The following is a 20,509-nucleotide window of genomic DNA, read 5'->3' on the forward strand; positions in this document are numbered from 1 at the left end:
CTTTACGCCGAAGGTTACGCCGGCTCCCCGTCAAGCACGAACGCGACGCTGCGCGCGGGCACCGTCTTCGCCGGATCGGCGAAGGTGACTGCCGCCTCGGTGCGGTTGAACAGCACGCTGACGCCGGTGAGCTTGATCGCGATCGCGCCCGCATCCGGCGCGTGCCAGTCCGCGTCCTCGAACGGGCCGCCGTCGGGGCGCAGCCACGCGACGTCTCCGCCGGTGAGCATCGTCGGACCGGACAAATGCGGGCTGCGCGCGCGTAGCCCCGCGAGGGCAGCGGTGAAGTCCTCCAGATCAATGTCGCGGTTGGCCCAGTCGAGCCAGGTGATCGCATTGTCCTGGCAATAGGCGTTGTTGTTGCCGCGCTGGGTGCGGCCGAATTCGTCGCCGGCGGTGAGCATGATCGTGCCGCGCGTGGCGAACACGGTGGCGAGCAGCGCCTTCACGTCGCGGCGGCGCGCGTCGCGGATCGCGGGATCGTCGCTCGGCCCTTCGACACCGTTGTTCCAGGAAAAATTGGGGTCATGGCCGTCGCGATTGCCCTCGCCATTGGCCGCATTGTGCTTGGCGGAATAGGCGACGAGATCGGCGAGCGGGAAACCATCGTGCGCGGCGACGAAGCTGACCGAGCGGGTGGCCGCGCCGGTGAACACGTCGGACGATCCTGCGATGCGCGTGACGAAATCGCCGAGCCTATGCTCGTCGCCGCGCCAGAAGCGGCGCACGTCGTCGCGGTAGCGGTCGTTCCATTCGAGCCAGTTGGGTGGAAAATTGCCGAGCTGGTAGCCGCCGGGGCCGAGATCCCACGGCTCGGCGATCATCACCCGGTCGGCGAGCACGGGATCGGCGGCGATGGCGGCCAACAATGGCGCATGCGGATCGAAACCGTCGGGGCCGCGCGCGAGGATCGGCGCGAGATCGAAACGGAAGCCGTCGACGCCCGCATTCACGACGAAATGCCGCAGCGTATCGAGGATCAGCCGCTGCATCGGCGCGCGTTCGCACGCCAACGTGTTGCCGCAGCCGGTATCGTTGATGAGCATGCCGTCGGCCATGCGGAAATAAGCGGCGCCGTCGATGCCGCGCAGCGACAATGTGCCGCCCATCGCGTCGCTCTCGCCGCTGTGGTTGAACACCATGTCAAGGATCACGCCGATCCCGGCGGCGTGCAGCTTCGCCACCGCGTCCTGCAACTCGCCGATGCCGCCCGGCGCGACGCGCGGATCGAGCGCCATGAACGGCACGCTGTTGTAACCCCAGCCATTGCGCAGCCACAATGGCGGCAGATGGCGCTCGTCGATCCACGCGGAGATCGGCATCAGTTCGACCGCCGAGACGCCGATCTTCTTGAGGTGCGCGATCACCGCCGGGTGGCCGAGCGCGGTGATGGTGCCGCGTTGCGCCTCGGGCACGTCGGGGTGGAGCATCGTGAACGGGCGCACGCCGATCTCGTAGATCAGTCCGCCCGGCGTGAAGCGCGGCGGCTCGGGGAAACCCGGCTCGGGCAGTGTCGTGACGATCGCCTTGGGGACGAGCGCGGCGGTATCATAACCACGCTGGCCGAGCCGCGGGTCTTGCCGGAACGGGCGGTCGATCGCGCGCGCGTAAGGATCGACCAGCAGTTTGGCGGGATCGTACCAATGGCCCGCCGACGGATCGTAGCGCCCGTTCGCGCGGAATCCGTAGCGCGCGCCCGGCTCGATCGCTTCGATAAAGGCATGATGCCAGCCGCCCTGCCCCGCCTCGAGCCGTTGCCGCGCGATCTCGGCATCGTCGGCGTCGAACAGCAGCACGTCGATGGTCTCGGCATGTTCGGACCAGATCGTGAAATGCGTGCCGTCTTCGACTGCGCACGCGCCGGGCGGGAAAGGCGGCTCCATCAGGTGACGACGTCGGGTTCGCTGCGCCCGCTGTGGCGGGCGATGCCGGCGATGGCTTCGGCAGCGGTGATGAGCGGTGCGAGCGCTTGCGGAGTCTCCTGTGCAAGATCGCCGTCGGCGGGTTCGTAGCGTTCGAGATACACACGCAAGGTCGCGCCGGAGGTGCCGGTGCCCGACAGGCGGAACACCACGCGCGAGCCGCCTTCGAAACCGATGCGAATGCCCTGTTTCGCGCTGACCGAGCCGTCGACCGGATCGGTATAGGCGAAATCGTCGGCGCTGGCGATGCGCAGGCCAGCGACGTCGCTGCTCGGCAATGTCGCCAGCTTGCCGCGCAGTTCGGCCATCAGCGCGTCGGCGGCGGCGGTGTCGATGCCCTCGTAATCGTGGCGCGCATAGTAATTGCGGCCATAGGTCGCCCAATGCTGTTCGGCGATCGCGGCGACGCTCTCGCGGCGGACGGCGAGGATGTTGAGCCACAGCAGCACCGCCCACAGCCCGTCCTTCTCGCGGACATGATCCGAGCCGGTGCCGGCGCTCTCCTCACCGCAGATCGTCGCCATGCCGGCGTCGAGCAGATTGCCGAAGAACTTCCAGCCGGTCGGCGTTTCGTAGAGCGGGATGCCGAGCTTCTCGGCGACGCGGTCGGCAGCGCCGCTGGTCGGCATCGAGCGGGCGATGCCCTTGAGACCGGCGGCATAGCCCGGCGCGAGATGCGCGTTGGCGGCGAGCATCGCCAGCGAATCCGACGGCGTGATGAAGATGTGCTGGCCGATGATGAGATTGCGGTCGCCATCACCATCCGAGGCCGCGCCGAAATCGGGCGCGTCGGCGGCCATCAGCGTATCGTAGAGTTCCTTGGCGTGGACGAGGTTCGGGTCGGGATGGTGCCCGCCGAAATCGGGCAGCGGCACGCCGTTGAACACCGCTGCCTCGCCCGCGCCGAGCCGGCGACCGATGATCTCAAGCGCATAGGGGCCGGTGACGGCGCTCATCGCATCGAACACGACGCGGAAACCGGACCCGATCAGGTCGCGAATCGCGTTGAAGTCGAACAGGGTTTCCATCAGCGCGGCATAATCGGCGACCGAGTCGATCACCTGAACCGACATGCCGGCGATGATGCTCTCGCCGATCGTATCGATGTCGATCTCGGGCGCGGCGACGGTCTTGTACGCGTCGATCACCTGGGTGCGCGCGTAGATCGCGTCGGTCACGCTCTCGGGCGCGGGGCCGCCGTTGGCGATATTGTACTTGATGCCGAAATCCTCGTCCGGCCCGCCGGGATTGTGGCTGGCCGAGAGGATGATGCCGCCGAACGCCTGATATTTGCGGATGACGTTGCTCGCCGCCGGGGTCGAGAGGATACCGCCCTGCCCGACCAGCACGCGACCGAAGCCGTTCGCCGCCGCCATGCGCAGCACGACCTGAATCACCTCGCGGTTGTGATAGCGCCCGTCGCCGCCCAACACCAAGGTCTGGCCTGCGAAACCTTCGAGGCTGTCGAAGATCGCTTGGACGAAATTCTCGATATAGTTTGGCTGCTGGAAGTGCCGGACCTTCTTGCGCAGCCCCGAGGTGCCGGGCTTCTGGTCCTGATAGGCCGTCGTCGGCACGGTCTCGATCATGCTGGCGTCCGTTCTTGAAGGAGCGAATGGTACAGAGCCGCATAGCGCGCCGCGCTCTGCCGCCAAGAGAAATCGGCACGCATGCCGGCGCGCTGCATCGTCGCCCATGTCTCGCGCTCGCGGTAGAGCGCGATGGTGCGGTGGATGCCCGAGTGGAGCGCCTCGCGCGTGCCGGGATCATGCACCACGCCGGTCGCCACGCCGGCGGCGAGCGCTGCCTGATTGGCGTCGATCACGGTATCGCCGAGCCCGCCGGTATGCGCGACGACCGGGATACAGCCGTAACGCAGCGCGTAGAGCTGGGTCAGCCCACACGGCTCGAACCGGGAGGGGATGAGGAGCGCGTCGGCGCCGGCCTGGACGAGATGCGACAGGCTTTCGTCATATCCGGTTATCACGCCGACCTTGCCACGGTGGCGCGCGGCGGCGTCGAGCATTGCGCCCTCGATACCGCGATCGCCCGAGCCGAGCACCGCGAGGCGCCCGCCCATCGCGACGAGATCGTCGATCTCGTCGGCGAGGATATCCATGCCCTTCTGCCACGTCAGCCGGCTCACCACCGCGAACAGCGGGCCGTCGCCCGGCGCGATGCCGAACCGCTTTTCGAGCGCGCGGCGATTGCGGCGGCGTTCGGCGAGGCCGCGCGGGCCGTAATGAACGGGGACATGGCGGTCGGTCGCCGCATCCCATTCCGCAGTGTCGATGCCGTTGAGGATGCCGTGCAGCCGCCCGCGCCGCGAGGCGAGCAATCCTTCAAGGCCCATGCCGTGCGTCGGCGTCAGGATCTCGTCGGCATAGGCCGGGCTGACCGTGGTGATCGCGTCGGCGTAATACAGCCCGGCCTTGAGATAGCCGACGCCGCCATAATATTCGACGCCGTCGGTCGCGAAAGCGCTCCACGGCAAGCCGAGCGCGGGGAAGATGTCGGCGTCGAACCGGCCTTGGAAGGCGAGGTTGTGGATCGTCGCCACCGTGGGCAGATCGGGGCGGCGGCCGTGGCGGACATAGGCGAGCGTCAGCGCCGCCTGCCAGTCATGCGCATGGACGAGATCGGGCGCATAGCCCTTGATCGCACCGCCGGCGATGTCCGCCGCGACCGACGACAGCGCCGCGAAACGCTGCCAGTTGTCGGGCCATTCGCGGCCGCTCGGGTCGCCGTAGAGACTGCCGTCGCGCTGGAAGTGCAGCGGCGCGTCGAGCACGAGCAGGCGGGTGTCGCCGAGCGTCGCGCGCAGCACGCGCGCCGGGCCGCCGAACAGGTCGGCATAGCGCGCCACCGTGCGCGTGGCCGGCAGCGCCGCGAGCACGGCGGGATAGCCCGGCAGGATCGTGGTGACGCGCACGCCGTAGGGCGCGAGCGCCGCCGGGAGCGCGCCGACCACATCGGCCAACCCGCCGGTTTTAACCAGCGGGTGCATTTCGGAAGCGACCGCGAGAACGTCAACCATGCGTCAGACGGCCAGCCGGTCGATCATCGGCTGGGTGATGAGCACCACGCCCTGTTCGGTACGGTGGAAGCGCTGCGCATCCGCCACCGGGTCTTCGCCGACGATCAGCCCGGCCGGGATCTTGACGTGCGAATCGACCACCACCTTGCACAACTGCGCACCGCGCCCGATCTCGCAATAGGGCATCACCACCGCTTCGGAGATCGACGAATAGCTGTGCGCGCGCACGCCGGTGAAGATCAGGCTCCTGTGCAACGCCGACCCCGAGATGATGCAGCCGCCCGCGACCAGCGACGAGATCGCGCTGCCGCGCCGCCCTTCGAAATCATGGACGAACTTGGCGGGCGGGGTGATCTCGGAATAGGTCCAGAGCGGCCAGGCGCGATCGTAGATGTCGAGTTCCGGGATGACATCGGTGAGGTCGATATTGGCCTCCCAATACGCATCGATCGTGCCGACATCGCGCCAATAGGCCTTCTGTTCGAGTTCCGACCGCACGCAGCTTGCCGCGAACCGGTGCGCCACCGCGTTGCCGTGTTCGACGACATAGGGGATGATGTCGCCGCCGAAATCATGTTTCGACTCCGGATTGGCGGCATCGCGGCGGAGCAGATCGGCGAGGAAGCTGGTGCGGAACACGTAGATGCCCATCGAGGCGAGCGCGAGCTCCGGCTGGGCCGGGATGCCGGGCGGGTCGGCGGGCTTTTCGAAGAACGCGATGATGCGGTCAGCCTCGTCGACGTGCATCACGCCGAACGCGGTCGCGTCCATGCGCGGCACTTCGAGGCACCCCACTGTCACGTCGGCGCCCGAATCGACGTGCTGTTGCAGCATCAATTCATAGTCCATCTTGTAGACGTGATCGCCCGCCAGGATGACCATGAACTCGGGCGCATAGCTCTCGATCACGTCGAGATTCTGGTACACCGCGTCGGCGGTGCCCGAATACCAGCCATATTCCTCCATCCGCTGGCTGGCGGGCAGGATGTCGAAACTCTCGTTGCGTTCGGGGCGGAAGAAGTTCCAGCCGCGCTGGAGGTGGCGGATCAGCGAATGCGCCTTGTACTGGGTCGCCACGCCGATCCTGCGAATCCCTGAGTTGAGCGCGTTCGACAGCGCGAAATCGATGATCCGCGCCTTGCCGCCGAAATAGACGGCGGGCTTGGCGCGCACATCGGTCAATTCCCATAACCGGCTGCCGCGACCGCCGGCCAGCACATAGGCCATTGCGTCGCGTGCAAGCGGTGCGCCTCTCCGTTCGACCATGACTGCCTCTCTCCCGTTAGATGGTATGTTCGAACATGAGCGTGCCGAGCGGCGGGACGGTGATGACCGCCGCGCCATCCTCCGCCGCCTCGACTCCGCCCATATTGCCAGCGCCGGTGCCGCCGTAAATGTGCGCATCGGTGTTGAGGATCTCGCGCCACTGCCCGCCCGCCGGCAGCGTCAGCCGGTAGCCGGTGAGCAACTGCGGGGTGAAGTTGGTGACGACCACGACCGGCGCTTCGCCGGGTGCGCGGCGGACCCAGGCGAACACCGAATTGGCACGATCGTCGGCGACGACCCACGCGAACCCCTCGCCCTCGCAATCGCGCGCGTGGAGCGCGGGCGTGTCGCGGTAGAGGTGGTTGAGATCGCGCACGAGGCTGCGCACGCCCTCATGCGCGGGTGCTTCGAGCAGCTCCCAATCGAGCTGGCGGCTCTCGCTCCATTCGCGGCGCTGGGCGAATTCCTGCCCCATGAACAGCAATTTCTTGCCGGGATACCCCCACATGAAACCGTAATAGGCGCGCAGCGTCGCGAACTTCTGCCAGTCGTCGCCGGCGATCTTGGTGAGCAAGGTGCCCTTGCCGTGGACCACCTCGTCATGGCTGAGCGGCAACACGAAATTCTCGGAAAAGGCATAGACAAGGCCGAACAGGATCTCGTCATGGTGCCAGTGCCGGTACAACGGATCGCGCGCCAGATAGGCGAGCGTATCGTGCATGAAGCCCATGTTCCATTTGAAACCGAAGCCGAGGCCGCCTTCGTGGACGGGCTTGCTGACGCCGGGCCAGGAGGTCGATTCCTCGGCGATCGTCATCATGCCGGGGTGCGCGCCGTAGACCGCGATGTTCATGCGCTGAAGGAATTCGACAGCCGCCCAATTCTCGCGGCCGCCCTGTTCGTTGGGCACCCACTCGCCGGCCTTGCGCGAATAATCTAGGTACAGCATCGACGCGACCGCATCGACGCGCAGGCCGTCGAGGTGGAACTTTTCGGTCCAGTAGAGCGCGCTGTTGACGAGGAACGCCGACACTTCGCTGCGCCCGAAATTGTAGATCGCGGTGTTCCAGTCGGGGTGGAAGCCCTGGCGCGGATCGGCATGTTCGTAGAGCGCGGTGCCGTCGAAATGCTCCAGCCCGAACGCGTCGGTCGGGAAATGCGCTGGCACCCAATCGAGGATCACGCCGATGCCGGCGCGGTGGCAGCCGTCGACGAAGCGCGCGAAACCCTCGCCGTCGCCGAACCGCGAGGTCGGCGCGAACATGCCGGTGGTCTGATAGCCCCAGCTCGGATCATAGGGATGCTCGGTGATCGGCATCAGCTCGATATGGGTGAAGCCCATCTCGACGACATAGGGGATGATCTGCGCGCCGAGATCGTCCCAGCTCAGGAAATTGCCGTGCCAGTCGCGCCGCCACGATCCGGCGTGGACCTCGTAAATCGAGATCGGCTGGCGGCGCGCATCGGCCTTCGACCAGAAATCGCGGTGGTCGGCGTCACCCCATGCGTGCGCGAGCGGCGCGGTGGTGATCGATGCGGTGGCGGGGCGAACCTCGGCGTGAAAGGCGAACGGATCGGCCTTGAGCGGCTGCGGCGTGCCATCGGCGGCGAGAATCTCGAACTTGTACGGCTCGCCGGTGCCGATGCCGGGGACGAAGATTTCCCAGATGCCGGTGTCGCGGCGGTGGCGCATGACGTGCCGCCGACCGTCCCACTGGTTGAACCCACCGACCACCGACACGCGCTGCGCGTTGGGCGCCCACACCGCGAAGTGGATGCCGTCGCTGCCTTCGTGGTGGAGCGGATGCGCGCCGAGCTTGTCGAACAGCCGCAGATGCGTGCCCTCGGCGATGTAATAATCGTCCATCGGGCCGAGCACCGGGCCATAGGCATAGGGATCATCGACCCACCAGTCGCCGCCGGCGTTGTTGGCGTGATAGCGTAGCGGCTGCGGCGCCTTGAGCGCGACCTTGCCGGCGAACAGCCCATCCGGGCCGGCCGAGGCGAGGTCGCCGAGTGGCGCGCCGTCGAGCGTGAAGGCCGCGACGCTCTCCGCGCCGGGAATGTAGCAGCGTGCGACGATGGCCTTGCCGTCACGATGTACGCCGAGCACCGCGAACGGGTCACCATGCGTACCCGCGACGATCGCTTCCGCTTCGCCGGGTTTCACCGCGCACTCCTTCTCACTGAAATCTGGCTATGGCAGGACGCCCCAGATTTCGCTGGCATATTGTCGTATGGTCCGATCCGAGGAGAACCAGCCAACGCGCGCGGTGTTCCGAATGGTTTTCGAATACCATGCCGTCTCGTCGGCCCAGAGCGAATCCACGGCGCGCTGCGCAGTGTGGTACGCGTCGAAGTCCGCCGCGACCATGAACCAGTCGTGATCGTAGATGCCGTCGGTGAGCGCGCGGTAGCGATCACGGTCATCGGGCGAGAACACGCCCGAAGCGATCGCCGACAGCGCCTGACTGAGTTCACGCGAGCCTTCGATCGTCTCGCGCGGGTTGTACCCGCCGGCACGCTTGGCGGTCACTTCCTCGGCGGTGAGGCCGAAGATCATGATGTTCTCGTCGCCGACGTGATCCTTGATCTCGATATTGGCGCCGTCGAGCGTGCCGATCGTCAGCGCGCCGTTGAGCGCGAACTTCATGTTGCCGGTGCCCGACGCTTCCATGCCGGCGGTCGAAATCTGTTCGGACAGATCGGCGGCTGGCATCATCACTTCGGCGAGGCTGACGTTGTAATTGGGCACGAACACGATCTTGAGCAGCCCCTGCACCGCCGGATCGTGGTTGATGACGCGCGCGACGTCATTCGCCAGTTTGATGATGAGCTTGGCGTTGTGATAGCTCGGCGCGGCCTTGCCGCCGAACAGCTTCACGCGCGGCTGCCAGTCCTTTTCCGGGTGCGAGCGGATCTGGTCGTAGAGCGCGACCGCCTCGACGATGTTGAGGAGCTGACGCTTATATTCGTGGATGCGCTTGATCTGGATGTCGAACAGAGCGGTCGGATCAATCTTCAGCCCCATCCGCTCGCGCAGCAGGTTGGAGAGCGCGGCCTTCTTGGTGCGCTTGACCGCCTTGAACTTCGCCTGAAATGCGGAATCGTCGGCGAAGGCGTCGAGCGCGGACAGCGCCTCGGTATCGTCGAGGAAGGTATCGCCGATCGTCTCGCGCAGCAGCCCGGTCAGTTCCGGGTTGCACTGTTGCAGCCAGCGGCGCGGGGTGACGCCGTTGGTCTTGTTGTTGATCCGATCCGGGAACATGCGGTGCAGATCGGCGAACACGGTCTGCTTCATCAGTTCGGTATGGAGCGCCGCCACGCCGTTGACGCTGTGCGAGCCGGCGAAGGCGAGATTGGCCATGCGGACGCGCCGTTCGCCGGTCTCGTCGATCAGCGAGATCGCGGCAATGGCGCGATCGTCCATGCCCTTTTCGCGGCGCGCCTGAATCAGCAGGCGCGCGTTGATCGCGTAGACGAGCTGCATGTGGCGCGGCAGCAGCCGTTCGAACAGCGGCACCGGCCACGTCTCCAGCGCCTCGGGCAGCAACGTGTGGTTGGTGTAGCCGAAGGTCGGCTGAGTCACCGCCCACGCCTCGTCGAACGACAGATCGTGTTCGTCGATCAACAAGCGCATCATCTCGGCGATCGAGACGGCGGGATGCGTATCGTTGAGCTGGATCGCGGCCTTTTCGGGCAATGTGCGGATGTCGCCGAAATACTGGACGTGGCGGCGCACGATGTCCTGAAGCGATGCCGAGGAGAAGAAATATTCCTGGCGGAGCCGCAGTTCCTGCCCGGCGGGGTTGGAATCCGCCGGATAGAGCACGCGCGCGAGACTGTCCGCCTTGTTGCTCTCGGCGAGCGCGCCGAGATGGTCGCCGGCGTTGAAGCGGTCGAGCAGGATCGGGTCGATCGGCGTCGCGGTCCACAGCCGCAGCGTGTTGACGCGCTCGGCGCGCCAGCCGACCACAGGTGTGTCGTAAGCGGTTGCGATCAGCCGCTCGCCCGGCTTCCACACGCGGGCATCGTCGCCGCTGCCGTCCGCCGCGCTCGGCTCGACGATGCCGCCGAAGCCGATCTCGTAGCTCGATTCGCGCCGCTCGAACTCCCACGGGTTGCCGTGCGCGAGCCAGGTTTCAGGCAGTTCGATCTGCCAGCCGTCGTGGATCTCCTGCCGGAACATGCCGTTCACGTAGCGAATGCCATAGCCGTAGGCGGGCACATCGACCGTCGCCATCGACTCCATAAAGCATGCCGCCAGCCGACCGAGGCCGCCGTTGCCGAGCGCGGCATCCGGCTCAAGCTCGCGGATCAGGTCGAGCTGGACGCCGAGCGATGCCAGCGCCTGCCGCATCTCGTCCATCAGCCCGAGGTTCGAGACCGCATCGCGCATCAGCCGACCGATCAGGAACTCCAGGCTGAGATAATAGACGCGCTTGCCGCCCTCGTCATAGGTTTCCTGAGTCGAGGCGATCCAGCGATCGATGATGCGGTCGCGGATCACGTTGATGACCGCGGCGAGCCAGTCGTGCGGCTTGGCGGCGGCCGCGTTCTTGCCGCTCCGATAGGTGAGCCGCTCGACGATCTCGGCCGCGAGCACCGCCGGATCGGTGGCGCGCGGCGTCGGCTTCGGGAGAGTGGACACGGCCTTGATCATCGAAATCCCCCAGGGAAACCCGATGCGAGCCTATCGCGGCGGAAGCGCTTTGTAGAGAGCGAATCCGTCGCGCGACCGTAACGATTTTGCGAGGGCGCAATCAGGCGACCGCTCCGGCGACGTTTAGCCTTTGTTTGTCAATTTCTGCGACATGGCCAAGGCATGTCGGAATTGCTTACACATGCCACCGGGGCCGCGCGACGATGATCAGGCTGTTCAAGCATTACATTCCCAACGCCGTGCTGCTGCTCGGGCTGCTCGATATCGCGCTGCTCGTGATCGCGGGCGAGGCCGGTTATGTGCTGCGCATCCATCAGCTCGGCAGCATCGTCGATCCGATCCAGCATCGCATTCCGCAACTCGCCACCTTCGCTTTGTGTGTCGAGGTCGCGATGATGGCGACCGGCGTCTACAGCGCGCAATCGCTGCAATCGCTGCGCTTCGCGCTGGCGCGGCTGGTGGTGGCGATCTCGCTGGCGGTGATCCTGCTCAGCGTGGTGTTCTTCCTCGTGCCCGGCGCGACCTTCTGGCGATCCAACCTGCTCTATTCGATGGTCATCAGCGTGGCGCTGCTGATGACGATGCGGATGCTGCTCGGCAAGGCGCTGGGCGCGCAGATCTTCAAGCGGCGGATCGTCGTGCTCGGCGCGGGCGCGCGCGCGGCGCGGCTGAAGGCGCTGGCGGCGGCACCGGGGGCGGGTTTCGTCGTGGTCGGCTATGTCGCGATGAGCGAGGCGGCGACGCGCGTCATCCCCGAGGCGATCGCGCGCGACGCGATCTACAACCTCGCCGACCATGTCGTGCTGTTGAATGCGAGCGAAGTGGTGCTGGCGCTGGAGGAACGGCGTAACGCTTTGCCGCTGAAGGATCTGCTGCGCATCAAGACGACCGGCGTCCACGTCAATGAGATTTCGACCTTCCTCGAACGCGAGACCGGGCGGGTCGATTTGCAGAGCGTCAACCCGAGCTGGCTGATCTTTTCCGACGGTTTCTCGTCGGGCCGGATGTTTTCGAGCATGTTCAAGCGACTGTTCGACATCTGCGCGAGCGCAACGTTGCTCGCATTCATGGCGCCGGTGATCGTGCTCACCGCGATCGCGGTCAAGCTCGAGAGCCGGGGGCCGGCGTTCTACCGCCAGCGCCGGGTCGGGCTGTTCGGGGTCGGCTTCGATTGCATCAAGCTGCGATCGATGCGGCAGGATGCCGAGATCTCGGGTCAGGCGGTCTGGGCCGAGAAGGACGATCCGCGCATCACCCGCGTCGGCCGGTTCATCCGCAAATGCCGGATCGACGAACTGCCGCAGACGTGGAGCGTGCTGAAAGGCGAGATGAGCTTCGTCGGCCCGCGCCCCGAGCGGCCGCAGTTCGTCGAGGATCTCGAACAGCAACTGCCCTATTATGCCGAGCGGCATATGGTGAAGCCCGGCATCACCGGCTGGGCGCAGATCAACTATCCCTATGGCGCCTCGATCGAGGATTCGCGGCACAAGCTCGAATACGACCTGTATTACGCGAAGAACTATTCGCCGTTCCTCGATCTGCTCATCATCCTTCAGACGATCCGCGTCGTGCTGTTCCCCGAAGGCGTGCGGTAGGCGTCTGTATGAAAATGCACGCAAGCGCGCATTTTGCGGTGCCAGCCCGCTCCCCCACCCGGCCTCCCACTCAGTGTATCCTTGATGGGAGGCCGGGTGGGGGAGCGGGCTGGCACCGCCTTGGCCGGAAAAAAACACGATGATCTCGGGCGTGATCCTGTGGGGCCATGCGCTCGCTGCGCTGCTGTTTGCCGGGGTGGCGCTGTCGCTGCTGCGCGAGCGTGCGTCGGGGCTGCCGCGCCTGACCTTGATGACCGCGCTGAGCATAACCGCCTTGTGGTCGCTGGCGGTGGCGGGGATCGGTGACGGGGAGCTGGTGACGCGCCTTGCCGAGAGCGCGCGCAACCTCGCATGGCTCGCGTTCATGTTCGCGCTGGTGCGGCGCGACCCCGCCGATGCGCGACGCCGGGCGGTATCGCTGATCTACGGCGCGGTGGTGCTCGTCATCGTGGCGGGGGGTGCGCTTGCCGTGGTGCAGGCGGGGCTTGGCCGGGCTGTCACTGCCGACCTGGCTGCGGCGCGAACGCTGCTGCGCGCGATGGTGGCGATCGGCGCGCTGGTGCTGGTTCAGCATCTTCATGGCGCAGTGGCGCCGCGCGCGCGCGGCGGTATCCGGCTGGTGGTGATCGCGCTGGCGGCGATGTGGGGCGTCGACCTGATGCTCGCCGCGACGACCTATGCGAGCGGCGATGCGCCGGAGAGCCTCGTCGCGGGGCGCGGCATCGTCATGGCGCTGATCGCGCCGATCCTGGCGGTGGCGGTGCGGCGCGGCGGCGACTGGACGCTGCAAGTGTCGCGTACCGTCGCGTGGCAGACGCTCTCGTTCGCGGCGACGATCCTCTACGGAATCGCGATGCTGCTCGCGATTCGGGCGATCGCCACGCTGGGCGGCGACCATGCGCGGCTGCTCCAGACAGCTTTCGTGTTCGGCACCACCGCCGCCGGGCTGACCCTGCTGTCCTCGCCGCGCGTGAAGGCGTGGGCGAAGGTGACGCTCGCCAAGCATTTCTTCGCGCACCGCTATGACTACCGCGCCGAATGGGTGCGCTTCACCGACACGCTCGGCCAGCCCGATGGCGCGGCGCCGCTCGCGGAGCGGATCGTCAAGGCGGTGGCGGACCTGACCGATTCGCCCGCCGGGCTGCTGCTGGTGCCGGAAGGCGCCGGGCTGGGCGTGGGCGCGGGCTGGCGCTGGGATCAGGTGCCGGCCCACGGCAGCGACGAGACGCTCGCCGCCTATCTCGCCACCAGCGGCCGCATCGTTGAACTCGATACCCTGCGCGGCGGCGGCGGTGATCCGGCCGAACGGGCGAGCGTGCCGGCATGGATGCTCGCGACCGACGCCTGGGCGCTGGTGCCGCTCGTCCATCTCGGGCGGCTGGCGGGCGCGATCCTGCTCGCGCGGCCGCCGGTCGACCGCGCGCTCGACTGGGAGGATTTCGACCTGCTGCGCATCACCGGACGGCAGGTGGCGAGCTATCTCGCCGAGGCGCGCGCGCAGGAGGCGCTGGCCGAGGCGGAACGGTTCGACGAGTTCAACCGCCGCTTCGCGTTCATCCTGCACGACATCAAGAATCTGGTCAGCCAGTTGACGCTCACCGCGCGCAATGCCGAGCGGCATGCCGAGAACCCGGCGTTCCGCGCCGACATGATCGCCACGCTCAAGGAGTCGGCGGGACGGATGAACGATCTTCTCGCGCGGCTGTCGCAGCATCATTCGGGCCGTGCCGAGGAACCGCGCGCGATCGATCTCAGCGACATCGCCGAGCGCGTGATCCGCCAGCGCCGCCGCCAGCATCCGATCACGCTCGCGTGCGCGCCGCATGCGCTGGCGCTCGCCGATCCGGCACGGCTGGAGCAATTGCTCGCGCATCTGCTCCAGAATGCGATCGAGGCGAGCGGTGCGGACCAGCCGATCGAGATATCGGTCGCGGGCGGCGCGCGGCCGACCGTCACGATCGCCGATACCGGCTGCGGCATGTCGCCGGCGTTCGTGCGCGAGCAATTGTTCAAGCCGTTCGTCTCCTCCAAGCCGGGCGGGTTCGGCATCGGCGCGTTCGAGGCGCGCCAGCTCGCCGAGGCGATGGGCGGCAGCGTGTCCGTCACCAGCCGCGAGGGCGCCGGCACGCGCTTCGTGGTGACGCTCGCCCCCGCCCCCAACATGCCCGTGGAGCAGGCCGCATGACCGACAAACCCAAAGCGCTGCCCAAATTGCTCATCATCGAGGACGATCTCGGGCTGCAACGCCAGTTGCGCTGGGCGTATGAAGGCTATGAGGTGATCGTCGCCAGCGACCGCGCGAGCGCGATCGACGCGGTGCGCGCGGAGGAGCCGGCGGTCGTCACGCTCGATCTCGGGCTGCCGCCCGATCCCGATGGCGTGACCGAGGGGTTCGCGATGCTCGCCGAGATCCTCGCGCTCAAGCCCGATACCAAGGTGATCGTCGCCTCGGGCCACGGCGCGCGCGACTCCGCACGGCAGGCGATCGCGGACGGGGCGTGGGATTTCTACCAGAAGCCGATCGACATCGACGCGCTCGGGCTGATCGTGGCCCGTGCCTTTCATGTTCACGCGCTGGAGGCGGAGAACCGCCGCCTCGCCGAGCGCGCGAGCGGCACCGCGCTGGGCGGGATGATCACCGCCGCGCCCGAGATGCTCAAGGTGACGCGCACGATCGAGCGGGTCGCCGGCGCCGACGTGTCGGTGATGCTGCTGGGCGCGAGCGGCACCGGCAAGGAATTGCTCGCGCGCGGGCTGCACGACACCAGCCGCCGCGCGCGCGGGAATTTCGTCGCGATCAACTGCGCCGCTATCCCTGAGACGTTGCTCGAAAGCGAATTGTTCGGGCATGAGAAAGGCGCGTTCACCGGCGCGATCAAGACCACCGAAGGCAAGATCGAACAGGCGCGCGGCGGCACGCTGTTTCTCGACGAAATCGGCGATGTACCCTTGCCGTTGCAGGTCAAGCTGCTGCGGTTTTTGCAGGAACGCGTGATCGAGCGGATCGGCGGGCGCAAGCCGATCGCGGTCGATACGCGAATCGTCTGCGCCACTCACCGCGATATCGATGCGATGGTGGCGGACGGGTCGTTCCGCGAAGACCTGTATTACCGGCTCGCCGAGATCGTCGTGCGAATCCCGTCGCTGGCAGAGCGCAGCGGCGACGCCAGCTTGCTCGCCAGCCATTTCCTCAAGAAATACGCGCGGACGATGCAATCCGCCGTGACCGGACTCGCACCCGACGCGCGCGCCGCGATTGATGCGTGGGGCTGGCCGGGCAATGTCCGCGAACTGGAGAACCGGATGAAGCGCGCGGTCATCATGGCGGAGGGCAAGCTCGTCACCGCCGCCGATCTCGATCTTGCTGAGGGCGCCGAGGAGGTGCCGCTCAACCTGCGCGCCGCGCGGGAGGGCGCCGATCGCAAGACGATCCGCCAGGCGCTGGCGCGCGCCGAGGGCAATATCTCGAACACCGCCAAGCTGCTCGGCATCAGCCGGCCGACCCTCTACGATCTTTTGAAGAGCTATGATCTCCATGCCTGAGCGTCGCACGCTGTATCGAATCGCGCTGGTGGCGAGCGGCGCGATCGCCGCCGTCGCGGGCGCGTGCGTTTTCGCGTTCGGGGCGATCACCCCGGCGCGTGCCGACGCCGGCAATGCGCGCGGCGAGTTGGCGCAGAGCCTCACGTTGCTCGACGCGGGCAATTACAGCGCGGCGCGGCTGCACGCGCAGCTTGCCATCAAGGCCGATCCCAACTGGGGCCTCGCGCATGCCGTGCTGGCGCGCGCCTATCTCGCGCTCGGTGACGGCACTTCGGCCGAGGGCGAACTCGATCGCGCGCGCGACGATGGGTTCGATCCCGGCCGCGCGCACCAGCTCTACGCGCATGCCGCGCTGCTCGAAGGCGATCCCGATCGCGCGCTGGCCGAGGCGGCCAAGGCGCAGCCGCGCTTCGCCGGCTATGCGGTGCGAATCGCCGCGCTGGCGCTCGCCGCCAAGGGGCATGGCCCCGAGGGCGAAGCGTTGCTCGGCCGTCTGCTCGACGCCAACCCCGGCGACGGCGCCGGCTGGGCCGATCTCGGCAGAATCCGCTTCGCCGCCGGGAACCTGGCGGGCGCGATCGACGCGACCGCGCGCGCGGTCCACGCCAGCCCGAACAACCTCGCCGCGCTGACGCTGCGCGGCGAACTGGTGCGTGCGCAATATGGGCTGGTCGCGGCGCTGCCGTGGTTCGAGGCGGCGCTGTCGCACGATGCCTATTATTACGACGCGCTGATCGATTATGCCGCGACGCTCGGCGATGTCGGGCGCTATCAGGACATGCTGGCGGCGACACGCAAGGCGCTCGATGCGCGGCCGGACGATGCGCGGGCGTATTACTTGCAGGCGGTGCTCGCGGCGCGTGCTGGCAAATACGACCTCGCGCGCACCTTGCTGACGCGCACCGCGAACACACTCGGGGATGTGCCCGGCGTGCGATTGCTCGGCGGGATGCTCGCCTATCAGGCGGGGGCGTACCAGCAGGCGATCGACCAGTGGAGCGCGCTCGCCAGCCAGCAGCCGATGAACCTCACCGCCAAGCGGCTGCTTGGGCTTGCCACGTTGCGCGCCGGTGATGCGCGCGGCGCGCTGGCGGCGCTGCGGCCGGCGGCTTTGCGTGGCGATGCGGACAGCTACACGCTGACCTTGGTCGCGCGCGCGTTCGAGCAATCGGGCGAGCGCAACTGGGCGGCGCCCTATCTCGACCGTTCGTTCTGGCCGGCGCGGCCGGGCGCGGCACCGTTTGGCACTGACGACACGCCCGCCGCGCTCAGCGCCGCCGCCGCCGCGCAACCGGGCGAGCCGGTCGCGCGGCTGGGCGCGGTGCGCGGGCTGCTGGAGGCGGGTAACCAGAATGGCGCGCTCGGCGAGGCGCAGGCGATCACGCACATCCTGCCCGGTGCGCCCGCGACGTGGCTCGCGCTGGGCGATACGCTCGCGGCGATGGGGCGGTTCGGCGAGGCCGCGCGCGCCTATACCCGCGCCGCCGACATCCGCTTCGACGAGCCGACGATGCTGCGTATGGTGGATGCGCTCGACCGCGCCGCGCAGCGCCCCGCCGCGCTCGACGCGCTCACCAAGTTCCTGTCGCAGAACCCGCAGAGCATCGCCGCGCAGCGCATCGCCGCGCACTGGCAGATCGCGGCCGGGCAATATGACGATGCGATCGACACGTTGGAGGGTCTGCGCCAGCAGATCGGCGACCGCGATGCGGCGATGCTCGCCGAGCTTGCTTTCGCCTATACCGGCGATGGTGATGCCGACACCGGGCGCAGCTACGCCAAGGCCGCCTATGCGCTGGCGCCAATGAACCCGGCGGCGACCGATGCCTATGGCTGGGCGCTGTACCAACTCGGCAAGACCGATCTCGCGCTGCAACTGTTCCAGAAGGCGGTGGCGATCGCGCCGGGCGATGCGACGCTGCGCTGGCATCTCGGGCAGGCGCTGGGGGATTTGAACCGGAACGGCGAGGCGGCGGCGCAGATCCGTGCGGCGCTGGCTGATCCGGGGTTTACCGATCGCGCGGCTGCGACGGCGGCGTTGAAGGCTTTGAACACGTAGTTCCCCCGCAAAAGCGGGGGTCCAGAGCCACGGGCGGCGCACTGCTTGGCTCTGGACCCCCGCCTTCGCGGGGGAACAGGTAGGTTGCGTTGGCGCTCGGTGGCGATACAGCGCGAACGCTCTCGCTGAGGAAGACACCAATGACAGACCCGATCGAGCGGATCGCCGCTGCGCTGGAGCGGATCGCACCGCCCCGCCCCGCCCCCGCCGACCCGCTCGCGCACCCGGCCTATGTCTGGCGCGGCGACACGCTGGCGGCGGCGCGCGCGTTCGCGCCGGTGCCGCTCGAACGGATCTTCGGGCTTGCCGCGCAGAAACAGGCGTTGCTCGACAATCTCGACCGGCTGGCGCGCGGCGCGGCGGCGCATGACGTGCTGCTGTGGGGCGCGCGCGGCACCGGCAAGTCGGCTTTGGTCAAGAGCTGTACCGGCGCGGTGCAGGCGGAGGGCGCCAACCTCGCGCTGATCGAGGTGATCGGCGCCGGGCTGGAGACGATGCCCGCGTTGTTCGCGTTCATCGCGGCGGTGCCGCGCGCGTTCGCGATCTTCATCGACGATCTCGGCTTCGACGCGGCGAGCGATGCGCGGGCGCTGCGCTCGATGCTCGACGGCGGCGCGGAGGCGCGGCCCGGCAATGCGCGGCTGTTCGTCACCTCGAACCGCCGCCATCTCGTGCCGCGCAACCTGGAAGAGCAGGATAACGCGATCAACCCGCGCGATTCAGTCGACGACAATCTCGCGCTGGCCGACCGGTTCGGGCTGAGCCTCGGCTTCCATGTCATCGATCAGGACACGTATCTCGGCATCGTCGCAGGCTATGCGCAGGCGCTCGACCTGCCGTTCGACGCGCAGGAGGCAGTCGGCTGGGCGACGCGGCGCGGCAGCCGGTCAGGCCGGGTGGCGTGGCATTATATCGTCGATCTCGCCGGGCGTCACGGCAAAGCCGTCGCCTGACGGGCATACCTTCGCCCGTTCGCCCCGAGCGAAGTCGAGGGGCAGACCCAAGCGCAGGTGCCTCGACTTCGCTCGGCACGAACGGGTTTGGACGTTTAGCGGAACAGCGCCAGCGGCACCGCCTCGCCCATCGCCTTGTAGCCGGCCGGATTGGGGTGGAGGTGATCGCCCGAATCGAACGCGGGCGCGAGCCGCGACGGGTTGGCGGGGTCGCGCGTCACAGCGTCGAAATCGACCACCGCGTCGAAATGGCCTGGCGCGCGAATCCAGGCGTTGATCGCCTGCCGGTCGGCTTCGCTGCCGGCGTCGGGGTGGTAATACTCGCTCCCCGTATCGGGCGTGATCGTCGCGCCATAGACCTTCATCCCGCGCGCATGCGCCCGCGCGACGATCTGCGCATAGCCGGCGGTGAGCTGGGTGACGAACGCCTTGCGCTCAGCCGGGGTCTTGGCTTCGAGCCGGGTCAGCACGCCGAGATCGTTGATCCCCTCCAGCACCAGCACGTAGCGCACGCCCGGTTGCGCGAGCACGTCCCGATCGAGCCGCGCCAGCGCGCTGGGGCCGAGACCGTCGAGCAGCACGCGATTGCCGCCGATGCCCTGGTTGAGCACCGCCGCCTCGCCGCCGAGCCGGCGCGCGAGCACGTCGGGCCAGCGATCGTTACCGTTGGTGGTCGAACCACGCCCGTCGGTGATCGAATCGCCGAGCGTGACGATGCCGTTCGCCGCCGCGCAGCGCTCGACCTCGATGCCGGAGAGCAGATACCAATGATCGACCGGGGTCGCGCCGGTCAGCGTCGCCGCCGCGACCTGGTCGCCGGCGGCGACATAGGAGGTCGCGCGCGAGCCGGGATGCGCGGTCTGGCTGGCGGGATCGCCGCTTGCGCGCAGCGAAATGGCGAGATCGTCGAACGCCTTCACGTCGAGCGCGACGGGATCGGAGAGCCAGTCCGCACCGGGCGGGATGGTGATGCCCGCCGCGCCTGCGAAGGTCAGCGTGCGGCGGCTGGCCGGATCGATCCGGTTGCTATGGTTGTCGGCGGAGCGCGCCAGCCCGGCACCGAGGATCACCAGCGGCGTGCCGCCGAACGCGTTGGAGAAGCGCACGCGCAGCTTGCTCGCACCAAGCGTCGGGCGGACGATCTCACGCAGCGTCGCGCCGGTCATGCCCGCCGCCGGCATCGCGTTGGCGGCATCGGGCGCCAATTGCGCGGAGGCCCAGGCCGCCTGCCACGAACATGCTGGCGCGGCCTGCGCCGCTGAGACCATGCCGCCGATGCCCCAAGCCAGCAGCAACGCCTTGAACAGGGTACGCATCAACCGTTCCTCACAAGAAAAAGGGGGCCGGCCGACTGGCCGACCCCCGAAGGTCTACACTGGGGAGTGTATCTCTGAAAAACACGCATCGGATGGCTGGCATCCTGAAAATTCCGGGTCACCCGCAAACCACCTTGGCTCGCCTGATAACGTTA

At 67.7% G+C, this 20,509-nt stretch carries 12 protein-coding genes; 5 read left to right on the forward strand and 7 right to left on the reverse strand.

Annotated features, from left to right (window positions below):
• Positions 1-14: 14 nt before the first annotated feature.
• The 6 genes from glgX to EWE75_RS12555 are packed head-to-tail and all read right to left on the reverse strand — an operon-like array spanning position 15 to position 10,888.
• Positions 15-1,883 carry a glycogen debranching protein GlgX gene (gene glgX / locus EWE75_RS12530; RefSeq protein ID WP_130157942.1) on the reverse strand — a complete coding sequence of 623 codons (1,869 nt, stop codon included), beginning with the start codon at positions 1,881-1,883 and terminating at the stop codon, positions 15-17.
• Entirely contained in the window at positions 1,883-3,511 is a 1,629-nt protein-coding gene (locus EWE75_RS12535; protein ID WP_130157944.1) for an alpha-D-glucose phosphate-specific phosphoglucomutase, read from the reverse strand. The genes glgX and EWE75_RS12535 overlap by 1 nt, the downstream gene beginning before the upstream one ends.
• Positions 3,508-4,959: a glycogen synthase GlgA gene (gene glgA / locus EWE75_RS12540; RefSeq protein ID WP_130157946.1), complete on the reverse strand. Its 1,452-nt coding sequence runs from the start codon at positions 4,957-4,959 to the stop codon at positions 3,508-3,510. Before glgA ends, EWE75_RS12535 begins: the two co-directional genes overlap by 4 nt.
• 3 nt (positions 4,960-4,962) lie before the next feature.
• On the reverse strand, positions 4,963-6,225 hold the full coding sequence (gene glgC, locus EWE75_RS12545) for a glucose-1-phosphate adenylyltransferase (RefSeq protein ID WP_130157948.1): 1,263 nt from the start codon (positions 6,223-6,225) through the stop codon (positions 4,963-4,965).
• Positions 6,226-6,241: 16 nt separating this feature from the next.
• Complete coding sequence (glgB, locus tag EWE75_RS12550) at positions 6,242-8,395, reverse strand: 1,4-alpha-glucan branching protein GlgB (RefSeq protein ID WP_130157950.1); 2,154 nt, start codon at positions 8,393-8,395, stop codon at positions 6,242-6,244.
• Between the two features lie 27 nt (positions 8,396-8,422).
• Entirely contained in the window at positions 8,423-10,888 is a 2,466-nt protein-coding gene (locus EWE75_RS12555) for a glycogen/starch/alpha-glucan phosphorylase (RefSeq protein ID WP_130157953.1), read from the reverse strand.
• Positions 10,889-11,091: 203 nt separating this feature from the next.
• Between EWE75_RS12555 and EWE75_RS12560 the strand changes: the two genes are divergently transcribed.
• From EWE75_RS12560 to EWE75_RS12580, 5 genes are all read left to right on the forward strand, one after another.
• Complete coding sequence (locus tag EWE75_RS12560) at positions 11,092-12,483, forward strand: TIGR03013 family XrtA/PEP-CTERM system glycosyltransferase (protein WP_130157955.1); 1,392 nt, start codon at positions 11,092-11,094, stop codon at positions 12,481-12,483.
• Positions 12,484-12,622: 139 nt separating this feature from the next.
• A complete protein-coding gene (gene prsK, locus EWE75_RS12565; protein WP_130157957.1) occupies positions 12,623-14,668 on the forward strand; it encodes an XrtA/PEP-CTERM system histidine kinase PrsK in 2,046 nt (681 codons plus the stop codon).
• Entirely contained in the window at positions 14,665-16,026 is a 1,362-nt protein-coding gene (gene prsR, locus EWE75_RS12570; protein ID WP_130157959.1) for a PEP-CTERM-box response regulator transcription factor, read from the forward strand. The genes prsK and prsR overlap by 4 nt, the downstream gene beginning before the upstream one ends.
• Entirely contained in the window at positions 16,019-18,085 is a 2,067-nt protein-coding gene (locus EWE75_RS12575) for a tetratricopeptide repeat protein (RefSeq protein WP_130157961.1), read from the forward strand. The genes prsR and EWE75_RS12575 overlap by 8 nt, the downstream gene beginning before the upstream one ends.
• A 140-nt stretch (positions 18,086-18,225) precedes the next feature.
• Complete coding sequence (locus tag EWE75_RS12580; protein ID WP_130157963.1) at positions 18,226-19,038, forward strand: ATP-binding protein; 813 nt, start codon at positions 18,226-18,228, stop codon at positions 19,036-19,038.
• Positions 19,039-19,133: 95 nt separating this feature from the next.
• On the opposite strand, the gene EWE75_RS12585 is transcribed toward EWE75_RS12580, so the two are convergent.
• A complete protein-coding gene (locus tag EWE75_RS12585) occupies positions 19,134-20,354 on the reverse strand; it encodes an SGNH/GDSL hydrolase family protein (RefSeq protein ID WP_231708335.1) in 1,221 nt (406 codons plus the stop codon).
• Positions 20,355-20,509 lie beyond the last annotated feature (155 nt).

The organism is Sphingomonas populi, assembly GCF_004208535.1.
Lineage (GTDB): Bacteria > Pseudomonadota > Alphaproteobacteria > Sphingomonadales > Sphingomonadaceae > Sphingomonas > Sphingomonas populi.

Excerpts from the sequence above, each read along its gene's own strand:
- glgX (WP_130157942.1), bottom strand. The coding sequence starts at position 1,883 with ATGGAGCCGCCTTTCCCGCCCGGCGCGTGCGCAGTCGAAGACGGCACG.
- EWE75_RS12535 (WP_130157944.1), bottom strand. The coding sequence starts at position 3,511 with ATGATCGAGACCGTGCCGACGACGGCCTATCAGGACCAGAAGCCCGGC.
- glgA (WP_130157946.1), bottom strand. The coding sequence starts at position 4,959 with ATGGTTGACGTTCTCGCGGTCGCTTCCGAAATGCACCCGCTGGTTAAA.
- glgC (WP_130157948.1), bottom strand. The coding sequence starts at position 6,225 with ATGGTCGAACGGAGAGGCGCACCGCTTGCACGCGACGCAATGGCCTAT.
- EWE75_RS12555 (WP_130157953.1), bottom strand. The coding sequence starts at position 10,888 with ATGATCAAGGCCGTGTCCACTCTCCCGAAGCCGACGCCGCGCGCCACC.
- EWE75_RS12560 (WP_130157955.1), top strand. The coding sequence starts at position 11,092 with ATGATCAGGCTGTTCAAGCATTACATTCCCAACGCCGTGCTGCTGCTC.
- prsK (WP_130157957.1), top strand. The coding sequence starts at position 12,623 with ATGATCTCGGGCGTGATCCTGTGGGGCCATGCGCTCGCTGCGCTGCTG.
- prsR (WP_130157959.1), top strand. The coding sequence starts at position 14,665 with ATGACCGACAAACCCAAAGCGCTGCCCAAATTGCTCATCATCGAGGAC.
- EWE75_RS12575 (WP_130157961.1), top strand. The coding sequence starts at position 16,019 with ATGCCTGAGCGTCGCACGCTGTATCGAATCGCGCTGGTGGCGAGCGGC.
- EWE75_RS12580 (WP_130157963.1), top strand. The coding sequence starts at position 18,226 with ATGACAGACCCGATCGAGCGGATCGCCGCTGCGCTGGAGCGGATCGCA.
- EWE75_RS12585 (WP_231708335.1), bottom strand. The coding sequence starts at position 20,354 with ATGCGTACCCTGTTCAAGGCGTTGCTGCTGGCTTGGGGCATCGGCGGC.